Source organism: Lentzea kentuckyensis (genome assembly GCF_002150765.1).
GTDB lineage: Bacteria > Actinomycetota > Actinomycetes > Mycobacteriales > Pseudonocardiaceae > Lentzea > Lentzea kentuckyensis.
The window spans coordinates 1-13,579 of sequence record NZ_MUYM01000031.1; the positions used below are offsets into that span (position 1 = coordinate 1).

General features: G+C 68.5%; 11 protein-coding genes. 5 read left to right on the top strand and 6 right to left on the bottom strand.

The features are described 5' to 3' along the window. Positions 1–293: DUF3417 domain-containing protein (locus tag B0F77_RS16325; RefSeq protein ID WP_143466770.1), on the bottom strand; the 293-nt coding region annotated here is incomplete at its 3' end. Between the two features lie 123 nt (positions 294–416). Next, a complete protein-coding gene (locus B0F77_RS16330) occupies positions 417–1,976 on the bottom strand; it encodes a serine/threonine-protein kinase (protein ID WP_245848262.1) in 1,560 nt (519 codons plus the stop codon). A gap of 241 nt (positions 1,977–2,217) precedes the next feature. Here B0F77_RS16330 and B0F77_RS16335 point away from each other — a divergent pair, with 241 nt between their 5' ends. The 4 genes from B0F77_RS16335 (at position 2,218) to glgB (ending at position 9,578) form a co-directional block, all read left to right on the top strand. Further along, a complete protein-coding gene (locus B0F77_RS16335) occupies positions 2,218–4,194 on the top strand; it encodes an alpha-1,4-glucan--maltose-1-phosphate maltosyltransferase (protein ID WP_086663757.1) in 1,977 nt (658 codons plus the stop codon). Positions 4,195–4,273: 79 nt separating this feature from the next. Then, on the top strand, positions 4,274–6,082 hold the full coding sequence (gene treS / locus B0F77_RS16340) for a maltose alpha-D-glucosyltransferase (RefSeq protein ID WP_086663824.1): 1,809 nt from the start codon (positions 4,274–4,276) through the stop codon (positions 6,080–6,082). 7 nt (positions 6,083–6,089) lie between these two features. Then, the gene (locus tag B0F77_RS16345) at positions 6,090–7,400 is read left to right on the top strand and encodes a maltokinase N-terminal cap-like domain-containing protein (protein WP_086663758.1); all 1,311 of its coding nucleotides are present in this window, start codon (positions 6,090–6,092) and stop codon (positions 7,398–7,400) included. A 3-nt stretch (positions 7,401–7,403) separates the two neighbouring features. Further along, entirely contained in the window at positions 7,404–9,578 is a 2,175-nt protein-coding gene (gene glgB, locus B0F77_RS16350) for a 1,4-alpha-glucan branching protein GlgB (RefSeq protein ID WP_086663759.1), read from the top strand. Here the strand turns inward: glgB and B0F77_RS16355 are convergent. Next, the gene (locus B0F77_RS16355) at positions 9,516–10,205 is read right to left on the bottom strand and encodes a DUF7850 domain-containing protein (RefSeq protein WP_086663760.1); all 690 of its coding nucleotides are present in this window, start codon (positions 10,203–10,205) and stop codon (positions 9,516–9,518) included. The genes glgB and B0F77_RS16355 overlap by 63 nt on opposite strands. Positions 10,206–10,338: 133 nt before the next feature. Between B0F77_RS16355 and B0F77_RS16360 the strand changes: the two genes are divergently transcribed. Next, positions 10,339–11,709 (top strand): neutral zinc metallopeptidase, encoded by a 1,371-nt coding sequence (locus B0F77_RS16360; protein ID WP_086663761.1) that lies wholly within the window; start codon positions 10,339–10,341, stop codon positions 11,707–11,709. Positions 11,710–11,759: 50 nt separating this feature from the next. Here the strand turns inward: B0F77_RS16360 and B0F77_RS47895 are convergent, their stop codons facing one another. Genes B0F77_RS47895 through B0F77_RS16375 form a run of 3 tightly spaced genes read right to left on the bottom strand, consistent with a single transcriptional unit; the run spans position 11,760 to position 13,542 of the window. Then, positions 11,760–12,491: a hypothetical protein gene (locus tag B0F77_RS47895; RefSeq protein WP_158102720.1), complete on the bottom strand. Its 732-nt coding sequence runs from the start codon at positions 12,489–12,491 to the stop codon at positions 11,760–11,762. Continuing rightward, positions 12,488–12,958 (bottom strand): DUF6114 domain-containing protein, encoded by a 471-nt coding sequence (locus B0F77_RS16370; protein ID WP_086663763.1) that lies wholly within the window; start codon positions 12,956–12,958, stop codon positions 12,488–12,490. Before B0F77_RS16370 ends, B0F77_RS47895 begins: the two co-directional genes overlap by 4 nt. After that, positions 12,949–13,542 carry a DUF6230 family protein gene (locus tag B0F77_RS16375; protein ID WP_086663764.1) on the bottom strand — a complete coding sequence of 198 codons (594 nt, stop codon included), beginning with the start codon at positions 13,540–13,542 and terminating at the stop codon, positions 12,949–12,951. Before B0F77_RS16375 ends, B0F77_RS16370 begins: the two co-directional genes overlap by 10 nt. Positions 13,543–13,579: the final 37 nt, after the last annotated feature.

Sequence of the window (13,579 nt, forward strand, 5' to 3'; positions counted from 1 at the left end):
CGCTGGTACCAGCGTGGTCCCTGGACGTAACGCTCCAGGTCGGACGCCAGCGCGTGAAGCCTGAGCAGGAACTGCTCGTCTCTCGCGAGTGACTCGAGTTTGCCCGCGTCCACGACGGAGAGCAGGCGCAACGGGTCGCCACCCACCTCGGACCAGACGCGTGGGTCGATCGAGGCGAAGAGGTCCTGCGTGGGCGGATGCCACGTCCAGCGCAGGTTGGTGGCGAGCGTGCTCAGCGCGGACAGGGGCTCCGGCAGGCTGGCTCGGACGGTGAACCGGCGAAGTGCTCGCATGACGAGCGAACTTACCTGCCACCCCCGAGGGCCTGACAACGTTCCCGGTCACACCTGCAACGACTTGCAGAACCGGTCAAGACGCGAACCGCCCGTGAGCAGCCGATACCGGAACCGGGCGCGTCAGCCCCTGCTCTCGTTGACGATCAGCAGTTCCGCGCCCTTCCCGGAGATCTTGAGCGTGTGCTCCTCGGTGGTGGTCTTGTTCGTCTCCGCCTCGGTCAGCTGCAGGGCCGTCGTCACCGAGAACGTGCCGTCGTCGGACGCCACCACCAGCGGGGCACCCTGGATCGCGACCTTGTTGTAGGCGCTCCAGTACTCCTTCTCGGAGTTCAGGCTCGGGGCCTCCTGCGGGTCCCAGTCCGCGCGGGCGCCCTCGACGTCCTTCGGCAGCTTCGCGTAGTGGTTCTGCACGAACTTGGTGACCTGGGCCTTCGAGAACTTGCTGGCGGGCGGCGCCGACGACGGGGGCTGGCTCGTCTTGGTCTGCGTCGGCTTCTGCGACGTGGCCGCGGGGGTGCTCGTGACCGGCTTCTCCGTGGTCGTCACCACCGTCTCGGCCGGGGTGGTCTGGGACGTCGTGGGGCCGTCCGCGTTGTTGTCGGCCTTGTTGCTCTGGACGATCGCGTAGGCGATGCCGGCGATCAGCAGCACGCCGAGGACCGCGGCGGCGATCGCCAGGCCCCGGTTCTTCTTCGGCTCGGGCTCCGGTTCGTACTCGGGCTCCGGCAGCGGTGCGGGCGGCCGGGTGCGCGGGGGCGGGCCCTGCGGCGGCAGCGAGCGCGGGCCCTGGGTGCCGGGGCCGGAGGACGGCATCACGGCGGTGCCGGAGCGGGGCGGCGGGCCCGGCGGGATCACCCGCGTCGCCGTGGCGACGGCGCCGGACGCGATCGCCTTCAGCTCCTGGGCCGCCTGCGCGGCGGTGGGGCGTTGCGACGGCTCGTTGGCGAGCATCCGCACCAGCAACCCCGTCAGCGGGCCCGAGCGCACCGGTGGGCGGGTCTCACCGCGCGCGACCTTGTAGAGCAGGCCCAGGTCGTTCGTGCTCTTGCCGAACGGCGGTTCGCCCTCGGTCATCGCGTAGATCGTCGCGCCGAGCGAGAACATGTCCGACGCCGGCGCGGGGTCGGCGCCGCGGGCCAGTTCGGGCGCCAGGTAGGCGGGCGTGCCGGCGAGCATGCCGGTCTTGGTCACCGCGACGTCGCCGAGGGCGCGCGAGATGCCGAAGTCGGTGATCTTGACGGCGCCGTCACGTCCAATGAGGACGTTGCCGGGCTTGATGTCGCGGTGCACGATGCCCGCGTCGTGGGCGGCGGCCAGCGCACCCGCAGCCAGGGAGCCGATCCGGGCGGCCTCCTGTGGAGGCATCGGACCGCGCTCACTCAGGATCGCGGAGAGGTTCTTGGACGGCAGGTACTCCATGACCAGACACGGCTTGCCGTCCTCGACCACGACGTCGTACACGGCGATCGCGTTCGGGTGCTGCAGGCGCGCGGCGATGCGCCCTTCCCTCATCGCGCGTTGAACGGCCTCGTGGGCCTCGTGCGGCTGAACGTCGTTCAACAGCATCTGCTTGACCGCGACGTCCCGGTGCAGGAGCTCGTCGCGCGCACGCCACACGACGCCCATCGCACCGGCACCGAGCTGGTCGAGCAGGACGTAGCGGTCGCCAAGCTTGTTCACGCGCGGGAGGCTACCTGTAGCCCCTTCGTAACGATGTGAGTTACCTGGGAACGGTCCACTGGAGAGAGGACGTGAAGTGGTCATGTGATGGCGAGTGGCTCTGGACACACGAGCGGCTCAAGGTGTGCGATCGACATCAGATGGGTACGGACCTGGATGGGGTAACCCGCTGACAGGCCGCTTGATCGAGCAAGGCAGGATTGCGAGCGACGCGGAGCGACACGGCGAAGGGCGCTGCCGGATGAGTGGACGACTCGGTATCGACGACGTATCCCCGGTGGTGTCGGCTGGTAGGTATCCAGCCAAAGCCGTTGTGGGAGAACACATTCCGGTGGCAGCCACAGTGTGGCGCGAGGGTCACGACAAACTCGCGGCGACAGTCACGTGGCGCGGACCGAAGGACCGAGTCGCCAGGCAGACGAGAATGCACGAGGTCGGAATCGGCCTCGACCGGTGGGGCGCGACCATCGTTCCGGACGCGGAAGGCGCGTGGACGTTCCGGATCGATGCGTGGAGTGACCCCTGGGGCACCTGGAACCACGCCGTTGAGGTGAAGATCGCGGCCGGGCAGGGCCCCGGTGATCTCGCAAACGATCTTGAACTGGGCGCGCTGCTACTCGATCGGGTGGCAAGGCGACCCGATCGAAGGCAGGAGCGAGCACTCCTCACGTCTGCGGCGCAAGCACTCCGCGACGAGGACCGGCCGCTGAACGAACGCGTCGCGCCGGCGTTCGCCGACGACGTCCAGAAGATCATGTTCGAGCACCCCGTGCGCGAGCTGATCACCAAGGGCAAGACCCACAAGATCTGGTGCGACCGCAAGAAGGCCGCATTCGGTTCCTGGTACGAGTTCTTCCCGCGCAGCACCGGCGGGATCGACGAGACCGGCCAGGCGGTGCACGGCACGTTCGCCACCGCGGCCAAGGAGCTCGACCGGGTCGCGGCGATGGGCTTCGACGTCGTCTACTTCCCGCCGATCCACCCGGTGGGCCGCGTGAACCGGAAGGGCCCCAACAACACTCTCGTCGCGAGCCCGGAGGACTGCGGTTCGCCGTGGGCCATCGGCGCGGACGAGGGCGGGCACGACGCCATCGCGCCGGAGCTCGGCACGATCGAGGACTTCGACGCGCTCGTCGAGCGGGCCCACGAGCTCGGCCTCGAAGTGGCGCTCGACTTCGCCCTGCAGTGCGCGCCGGACCACCCGTGGGTGCTCAAGCACCCGGAGTGGTTCACCACCCGGCCCGACGGCACGATCGCGTACGCGGAGAACCCGCCCAAGAAGTACCAGGACATCTACCCGATCAACTTCGACCTCGACCCGCAGGGCCTCTACCACGAGGTGCTGCGCGTGGTCCTCTACTGGGCCGAGCACGGGGTGCGGATCTTCCGGGTCGACAACCCGCACACTAAGCCGCCGGACTTCTGGCAGTGGCTGATCTGGAAGGTCAAGGAGGTCTACCCGGACACGCTGTTCCTGTCCGAGGCCTTCACCCGGCCGGCCCGGCTCTACGGCCTGGCCAAGCTCGGCTTCACGCAGTCCTACACGTACTTCACGTGGCGGACGAGCAAGCAGGAGCTGATCGAGTTCGGCGAGGACCTGCGCGACCACTGGGACGAGGCGCGGCCGAACCTCTTCGTCAACACGCCGGACATCCTGCACGAGTCGCTGCAGCACGGCGGTCCCGGCATGTTCGGGCTCCGCGCGGCACTCGCGGCGACGCTCTCCCCCACGTGGGGCGTGTACAGCGGCTACGAGCTGTTCGAGCACGAGGCCGTGAAGCCCGGCAGCGAGGAGTACCTCAACTCCGAGAAGTACCAGCTGCGGCCCCGCGACTTCGCCCGCGCTCTGGCGGACGGGCGAAGTCTCGAACCGTGGCTGCGCAAGCTGAACCACATCCGCAAAGCGCATCCGGCGCTCCAGCAGATGCGCACGCTGAAGTTCCAGCACATCGAGAACGACGCGTTGGTCGCCTTCTCCAAGCGTGACCCGGAGACGGGCGACACGGTCGTGGTCGTCGTCAGCCTCGACCCGCACAACGGGCAGGAGGGGACGTTGTACCTGGACCTGCCCGAGCTCGGGTTCGACTGGCACGAGCGCGTGATCGCGCACGACGAAGTCACCGGCGAAACCTGGGACTGGGGCCAGGCCAACTACGTCCGGCTCGAGCCGTGGCGTGCCACCGCGCACGTCGTGAGCCTGCAGCGCCGCTTCAGCTAAATCCATGAACGGCTCTTTTGTGGACCTCAGGTCCATGAAAGCGCCGTTCATGGAGAAACCCCCGACGAGGTGGGAGATCATGAACGAAGACACCCGTCCCGATGCGGCGCTGGGGCTGGAAGGCGTTCCGCACACCGGTGAAGCCATGGACGATCAGGGAATGCTGGTCGAGCCGCAGTCCGAGGACTTCAAGTCAGCCAGGCCGGCGTCGGCGAACCCGAGCTGGTTCAAGGGCGCTGTCTTCTACGAGGTCCTGGTCCGCGCGTTCAGCGACTCCAACGGCGACGGCACCGGCGACCTCAGAGGACTCGCCTCCCGCCTCGACTACCTGGAGTGGCTCGGCGTCGACTGCCTCTGGCTGCCGCCGTTCTACGCCTCTCCGTTGCGCGACGGCGGGTACGACATCAGCGACTTCCGCGCGGTGCTGCCGGAGTTCGGCACCGTCGAGGACTTCGTGTACCTGCTGGAGGAGGCGCACCGGCGCGGGATCCGGGTGATCACCGACCTGGTGCTCAACCACACCAGCGACGCGCACCCGTGGTTCCAGGAGTCGCGGCAGAACCCGGACGGCCCGTACGGCGACTACTACGTGTGGAGCGACGACGACTCGCGCTACAGCGACGCGCGGATCATCTTCGTCGACACGGAGACGTCGAACTGGACGTACGACCCGGTGCGCGGGCAGTTCTTCTGGCACCGCTTCTTCAGTCACCAGCCGGACCTCAACTACGAGAACCCGGAAGTGCAGGAGGCGATGCTCGACATCCTGCGGTTCTGGCTCGACCTCGGCATCGACGGGTTCCGTCTCGACGCCGTGCCGTACCTCTTCGAAGAGGAAGGCACGATCTGCGAGAACCTGCCGCGCACGCACGAGTTCCTGAAGAAGTGCCGCAAGGTCGTCGACGACGAGTTCCCCGGCCGGGTGCTGCTCGCCGAGGCGAACCAGTGGCCGTCGGACGTGGTCGAGTACTTCGGCGACCCGGCGATCGGCGGCGACGAGTGCCACATGGCGTTCCACTTCCCGCTGATGCCGCGCATCTTCATGGCGGTGCGGCGCGAGTCGCGGTTCCCGATCTCGGAGATCCTGGCGCAGACGCCGTCGATCCCGGAGAACGCCCAGTGGGGCATCTTCCTGCGCAACCACGACGAGCTCACGCTCGAAATGGTCAGCGACGAGGAACGCGACTACATGTACGCGGAGTACGCGAAGGACCCGCGGATGAAGGCGAACATCGGCATCCGCCGACGGCTCGCCCCGCTGCTGGAGAACGACCGCAACCAGCACGAGCTGTTCACCGCGCTGCTGCTGTCGCTGCCCGGCTCACCGGTCCTTTACTACGGCGACGAGATCGGCATGGGCGACAACATCTGGCTCGCCGACCGGGACGCCGTGCGCACGCCGATGCAGTGGACCCCGGACCGCAACGCGGGGTTCTCCTCCTGCGACCCCGGCCGGATCTACCTGCCGGTGATCATGGACCCGGTGTACGGCTACCAGGGCCTGAACGTCGAGGCGCAGCTGAACAGCTCGACGTCGTTGCTCAACTGGACCCGGCACATGATCGAGGTGCGCAAGCAGCACCACGCGTTCGCCGAGGGCGACTTCACCGAGCTCGGTGGCTCGAACCCGAGCGTGCTCGCGTACAAGCGGCAGTGGAAGCGTCCCGACGGCCGCGAGGACATCGTGCTCTGCGTGAACAACCTGTCCCGCTTCCCTCAACCCGTCGAGCTGGACCTCTCCGAGCACCGCGACTACGCGCCCATGGAGCTCACCGGAGGTGTCAAATTCCCCGCGATCGGGGAACTCCCCTACCTGCTGACCCTTCCTGGTCACGGTTTCTACTGGTTCCAGCTGGTAGAGGCGGGCGACGACGGCGAGAAGAGGTGAATCGCGCGTGATCGACCCCGACGAGCTCACCGACAAGCTGGTCACCACCCTGCCCGACGTGCTGCCCACGCTGCGCTGGTTCGGCGGCAAGGACCGCCCGATCAACGCCGTCCGTCCACTGCGGACGACACCGCTGTCCGACGATCTGGTGCACGTGATCGTCGACGTCGAGCAGCCCGGCCGCACCGAGGAGTACCAACTGCTCCTCAGCGAACATTCCGAGGGCTTCGACGCCACCGCGGATCCGGAACGCAACGGCTTACTGCTGACCAAGATCGCCACCGGCGAACGCGTCGGCGACATCACGTTCGCGCACGAGCAGGGTGTCGAGCTGCGCACGACGTTGCGCGGCAGGCCGATCGGCGTCGAGCAGTCCAACACGTCGCTGATCTACGGCCAGCAGTACATCCTGAAGATCTTCCGCAAGCTCGCCCGCGGCGAGAACCGCGACCTGGTGATGCACCGGGCGTTGCGGTCCGTCGGCTGCGAGCACATCGCGCTGCCGCTCGGGTCGATCTCGACCGAGCTGGACGGCGACCAGGTCACGCTCGCGATGCTGCAGGAGTTCCTGCCGGACGCGGTCGAGGGCTGGGACATGGCCAAGACCTCGGTGCGTGACCTGATGGCCGAGGCCGACCTGCACGCGGACGAGGTCGGCGGCGACTTCGCCGGCGAGGCCTGCCGCCTCGGGCACGCCGTGGCGAAGGTGCACGCGGACCTCGCCGAGGCACTCGGCACGCGGCTGGCGGACGAGGACGCGATCTCGCACGCCATCGCGGGCATGCAGCGCCGCCTGGACACCGTGCTGGAGGCCGTGCCGGAACTGGCCCGCTACGAGGAGCCGGTGCGCGCCACGTTCGAGGAGGCCCGGCTGCACATCGGGAAGATCCCGATCCAGCACATCCACGGCGACCTGCACCTGGGCCAGGTGCTGCGCACGGTGCACGGCTGGCTGCTGATCGACTTCGAGGGCGAGCCGGCGGCGGGCGTCGCCGAACGCAACGCGCTGAAGTCGCCGTTGCGGGACGTGGCGGGGATGCTGAGGTCGTTCGACTACGCGGCCCGGCAGCTGCTGATCGGCCAGCCCGACGACGACCAGCTCGCCTACCGGGCGATGGAGTGGACGAAGCGCAACCGGGCGGCGTTCTGCGACGGGTACGCCGAGGTGGCGGCCGATCCGCGGGACAACGCGCACCTGCTGCGCGCGTTCGAGCTGGACAAGGCGGTCTACGAGGTCGCTTACGAGCACGCCAACAGGCCGGAGTGGTTGACGGTTCCGCTGTCGTCGATCGCCCGGATGACTTCTGGAGGAGACTAAGCCGTGAAGGCCGACCTGGACCGACTCCTGTCAGGTGCGCACCACGACCCGCACTCGGTGCTGGGTGTGCACACCGTCGGCGACCAGGTGATCGCGCGGGCCCTGCGGCCCGGCGCGACCTCGGTCGCGGTGGCGTGGGGCGACAAGCAGGTCGAGCTGCCACGCATCGCCGACGCGCTCTTCGAGGGCGAACTGCCGGAGGCGCCCGGCGACTACCGGTTGCTGGTCACGTACAACGGCGGCCCCGCGGTCGAGGTCGACGACCCGTACCGGTGGCTGCCTACCGTGGGCGAGCTGGACCTGCACCTCATCGGTGAGGGCCGGCACGAACGGCTGTGGGACGTGCTCGGCGCGCATGTCCGTTGCTACGAAACGGCTTCCGGTGACATCACCGGTGTCTCGTTCGCGGTGTGGGCGCCGAACGCGCGCGGCGTGCGCGTGACGGGTGACTTCGACGGCTGGGACGGACGCGCGAACCCGTTGCGCTCCATGGGTTCCAGCGGTGTGTGGGAAGTGTTCCTGCCGAACGTCGTGGTGGGTTCGCGGTACAAGTTCCGCATCCTCGGCCAGGACGGCGTGTGGCACGAGAAGGCCGACCCGATGGCGTTCGCCACGGAGGTCCCGCCGCAGACCGCCTCGGTCGTCACGCGGTCCGAGTACCAGTGGCAGGACGCGGAGTGGGAGGCCCGGCGCGAGGCCACGCAGTGGGCGAACGCGCCGATGTCGATCTACGAGGTGCATCTCGGCTCGTGGAAGCCCGGTCTCGGCTACCGGGAGCTCGCGACCGAGCTCGCGGACTACTGCGAGGACATGGGCTTCACGCACGTCGAGATGCTGCCCGTCGCCGAGCACCCGTTCGGCGGTTCGTGGGGCTACCAGGTCACCTCGTACTACGCGCCGACGTCGCGGTTCGGGTCGCCGGACGACTTCCGGTACTTCGTGGACACGTTGCACCAGCGCGGCATCGGCGTGCTGGTCGACTGGGTGCCCGCGCACTTCCCGAAGGACGCCTGGGCGCTCGCGAAGTTCGACGGCACCGCGCTGTACGAGCACGCCGACCCGCGCCGCGGTGAGCAGCTCGACTGGGGCACGTACGTCTTCGACTTCGGGCGCAACGAGGTGCGCAACTTCCTGGTGGCGAACGCGCTGTACTGGATCGAGGAGTTCCACCTCGACGGTCTGCGGGTGGACGCCGTCGCCTCGATGCTCTACCTCGACTACTCGCGGCCCGAGGGCCAGTGGCTGCCGAACGAGTACGGCGGCCGGGAGAACCTCGACGCGGTGCGGTTCCTGCAGGAGCTGAACGCGACCGTGTACCGGCGGCACCCCGGTGTCGTGATGATCGCCGAGGAGTCCACCGCGTGGCCGGGCGTGACGCGGCCGACGCACCTGGGCGGGCTCGGGTTCGGGTTCAAGTGGAACATGGGCTGGATGCACGACACGCTGCACTACCTGTCGCGTGAGCCGATCCACCGGTCGTTCCACCACAACGAGATGACGTTCTCGCTGGTGTACGCGTGGAGTGAGAACTTCGTGCTGCCGCTCTCGCACGACGAGGTGGTGCACGGCAAGGGCTCGCTGTGGGGCCGGATGCCGGGCGACGACTGGAACAAGGCCGCGGGCGTGCGGTCGCTGCTGGCGTTCATGTGGGCCCATCCGGGCAAGCAGCTGCTGTTCATGGGTGGCGAGTTCGGGCAGCGGCAGGAGTGGTCGGAGTCCCGATCGCTCGACTGGCACCTCGTCGAGCAGGAACCGTTGCACCAGGGCATCCAGAAGCTGATGCGCGACCTGAACTCGGTGTACAAGACGGCGGCGGCGTTGTTCTCGCACGACGTGACGCCCGAGGGCTTCCAGTGGATCGACGCGAACGACTCCGGTGGCAACGTGCTGTCGTTCCTGCGGATCGGTGAGGACGGGTCGCAGCTGGTGTGCGTGGCGAACTTCGCCGGGATGCCGCACCACGACTACCGCGTCGGTCTGCCGTCCGCCGGTCGGTGGAAGGAGCTCGTGAACACCGACGCCGCGCACTACGGCGGTTCCGGTGTGGGCAACCTCGGTGGCGTGGAGACCGAGGCCAGGCCGTGGCACGGGCGTCCGCACTCGGCGTTGTTGCAGCTACCGCCGGCCGGTGTGCTGTGGCTGGTTCCGGAGCCCGTCACCGAGGCCGACGCGCTCTGACCTGTCCGGCAGCGCTCCGTTCCAGTAGAGCGCGCCGGACACCGTCGCGGTGGCCGGTGGGCTGCCCGGACAGGTGTGGACGACCTGGTCTTTCAGGTCGAACGGCGGGAAGTCCGCGCACCCGGTGACGGTGAGCTTCAGGCTGGTCAGCGGTTCGCTGCCGGTGTTGGTGACGGTGACCTTCAGGGTGGTCTGGGCCGCTTCGAGGCCGACCTCGTAGGCGGACACCCGGAGGAACACGCAGTCCCAGTGGATCTCCGTGGTCGTGGTCGCGAAGAACCGCACCGCGGCGGCGTTCGGCGGCGCGATCATGCCGTAGCTGTTGTACCGCTTCGGTTGTGTCTGCCGTGGCCAGCGGGCGTAGGTCCGCCCGGTCTGGACGCCGGCGCCGTCGACGAACTGCAGCCCGGTCGCGGTCGTCGGCCCCGGTTTCAGGCTGCCCGCCCACACGGACAGGTCGTAGACGCCGCCGGGAACCGCGTCGAGGGTGCGGTAGACGGTGCCGGGGCCGGTGATCGCGCCATGGCGCGGGTCCGGCGCGATGCCCCCGACGCAACCGGGCATCGTCGGATCGGCCCCGGTGGGAGGGCCGAGAAGGAGCAACGCCGCGAACAGCAATTCGCGCACAGATGGAAATGTAAGTCGGTCGGCGGACTCCGGCCCGGTGAACCTGATCAGCTCGCCACACGTTGGCTTCTGTATGCGCCTGAGTTCGACGAGTAGGACGCCCCTCGAGCCGACCGGCAGGCACAATGGGTCCATGCGGCACCGGAGCATCGCGCTGATCGTCGCCACCGCCCTGCTCGCGGTGGGCTGCACCGCCCAGATTCCCGGGCGCCCGCGTGCCGCCAAGGTGGTGAAGAAGGAGGCCTCCACCGAGACCGTCCAGGTGCGCGGCTCGGACAACGGCCCGATCGACAAGCTGGCGGCGACCGCGCTCACGGACATCGACGCGTTCTGGCAGGCGTCGTTCCAGCAGACGTTCAACAAGCCGTGGAAGCCGCTGAGCGGCGGTTACTACTCCGTCGACACCGCGGACGCCACCGCGAAGCCCCCGCCGTGCACGCAGAAGGCCGCGGACGTGGAGGGCAACGCGTTCTACTGCCCGGCCGCCGACGCGATCGCCTGGGACCGCGCGTCGCTGCTGCCGGTGCTGCAGGACCGCTTCGGCGAGGCCGCGGTGGTCGTGGTGCTGGCGCACGAGATCGGCCACGCGGTGCAGAACCGGATGGGCATCACGCCGGAGGCCGAGCGCCGCGAACCGGAGAAGTACCCGACGATCCTCACCGAGGCCCAGGCCGACTGCTTCGCGGGCTCGTTCGTCCGCAACGTCACCGACGGCAAGTCCGGGCGCCTCGACATCGGCACGGACGCCCTGGACAAGGCCCTGGGCGCGCTGATCACGTTCCGCGACCCGGTCGGCACGTCCCCGGAAGACGAGCAGGCGCACGGCAGCGCGTTCGACCGCGTGGCGGCGTTCCAGGACGGCTACGAGCAGGGCACCAAGTTCTGCGCTCAGATGTCGGTGCAGAACCGCCAGTTCACGCAGCGCGCGTTCACCACGATCAAGGACCGCGCGAGCGGCGGCAACCTGCAGTTCTCGGAGATGCTCGAGTCGGTGACGCCGGACCTCGACGGTTACTTCAAGGGCCTGGCCACGGCGTCCGGCAAGACCTGGCCGTCGCCGAAGGCCGAGGCCGCGCAGACCGAACCGACCTGCTCCGGCGACCAGGGTCCGGTCGCGTACTGCCCGTCGGACAAGACGATCAAGATCGACATCAAGGACGAGCTACCGCTCCTGCACAAAGAACTCGGTGACTACGCGACCGGCACGTTGATCGCGACCAGGTACGCCATGGCCGAGCTCGCCGCGCAGGGCAAGCCGACCGAGGGTGAGAAGGCCTCCGCGGCCGCCCTGTGCCTGGCCGGCGCGTACACGGGCGCGGTGTTCCAGCGTCAGGACGGGTTCGGACTCTCGCCGGGTGACTTCGACGAGGCCGTGACCGTGCTGCTGCGCTTCGACTACGCGGCCCGTGACTCGAAGGGCGAGGACGCGGTGGATCCCGGGTTCGAGCGGGTGGCCCGGTTCCGGGAGGGCGTGTTCGAGGGCCCGAAGAAGTGCGGGCTCTGACCTGATCCGGACAAGCGGAAGCCCGCACAGCCTCATGGCTTGTGCGGGCTTCAGCGTCTGTTGACCGGCGCCTGGTCTGCCACGACGGAGATCCGCGCGCCCGGAATCGTCAGGTTGCCACCGATCAGATCCGTGTTGCGCACCGTGACCTCGGTGAACGTCGCGAACGGCACGTTCAGGGGCGGCGGGTGGGCGGCCGTGTAGTCGACCGGGATCTTGATGCCGAGGATGTCCAGGTTGCCCTTGAGCTGCACCGTGAACAGCTCGATCAGCGGCGGCGGTTGCGGCTGGCCGGGGAGCTTCGTCCGGTTCACCGTGGAGGTGCTGCCGGCGCGCGCCGCGGTGACGATCTTGTACCCCGGCGAGGCGTCGGCCGTCTGCACCAGGTCCTTGATCTTCATGTCGCTCGTCGTGAACTTCAGGACCTTGAGGACCTTGCCGTTCACCACCGAGTCGACGACCCCGACGAAGTTCAGGCCGCCGAGTTCCAGCCTGGACGCCGTCAGGGTCCACTCCCGCCCTCCCGCCGCCACCGGGGCAGGGGCCGGTGGCGGGGGCGCCGGCGTCGTCGAAGGCGGCTCCGTGCTCGACGGAGGCGTCGGCACGGATGAGGACGCCGGCGGCGGAGTGGCGCTGGTGCTCGACACAGGTGGCGGCTCGGAACTCGTCGTCGGAGCCGGTGAGCTGCTGCTCGCCGGGGGCTCCGGCTCGGGGCTCGACGGCGGTTGCAGCGCCAGAACCGCGACCATGGCGACCGCGGCCATCGGCTGTGTTCGCATCATGTGGGTTGAACCCTCTGGGTCTGCTCAGGGCCCGGCTCGGAGCTCGAACCGGATTCCTGCTCGGGTTCCGCGCCGTGTCCGCGCTTCGCCTTCTTCGGCTCCTTGGCCACGTCCGTCCACGCCACCGCGAGCGCTCCGCCGAGGAGACTCAGGATGGTGCCGACGAGGAACCCGCCGAGGTTGGTCACCACGAGCGCGACCAGCGACAGCAGCACCGTGACGATGCCCGCCGCGAGCCGGAACTTGGGCGCCACCCACAACGACACCGCGCAGACGGCCAGCAACGAGCCGATCAGCAGGGCGGACACACCGCCGAGCGTCTGGATCGAAACGACCATGTCGCCGAGCTTCAGGTTGGCGTACGGCGGAACCAGAATGATCAAAGCGCCTCCGGCCACGAACAGGCCGGCCCAGAAGGGCCGGCCACGTCGCCATGCGGTGAAGGCGCGCCAGGCCCTCAGAAGCACTCTTGCTTCCCCGTGCGAATGGTCAGGCTCATGCCCTTGAACCTGATGGTCTGAGCCGTCGTGGACCAGGCCGTCTGCTGCAGGTTGGCGATCTTCGCCGTGTCAGCCTGCAGACCGAACGAACCCGGCAGACCCTTGAGGTTGGCCGGTCCCTTGTTCACCTTGCTCGCGTCGATGCCGATCTCGGGGTTCTCGAGCACGAGATCACCGTTGAGGTCGGTCAGACCGACGACCAGGTTGTCCGCCGACATGCCGTCGACGTCCGCCGCGGTGATGCGCAACGTCACGTCACCGACGATCGGCATGCCGGGCACGAACACCGACTGGCAGAACTTGTCGAGCGTCGCGGTCTTGAAACCGCTGACCGCGACAACGTGCGGCTGGCCGTTCACGTTCGCGTCAATACCACCGAACTGGACGAACCCCTGGCCCTCCAAGTTCGACGAGCCCACCTTGAAGCTCGTGCCGGACACCGCGAACGATGCGGCCAGCGCTCCCTGGGACATGCCGAAGAGGAGCACACCCGCGCCCACGGCACCCATACCGAGCACCCCGACGAACCGTGCCCAGCGCGTTCTACCCATACCGCCAAACTCCTTCCACACCGAAGGCTTGCAGGGT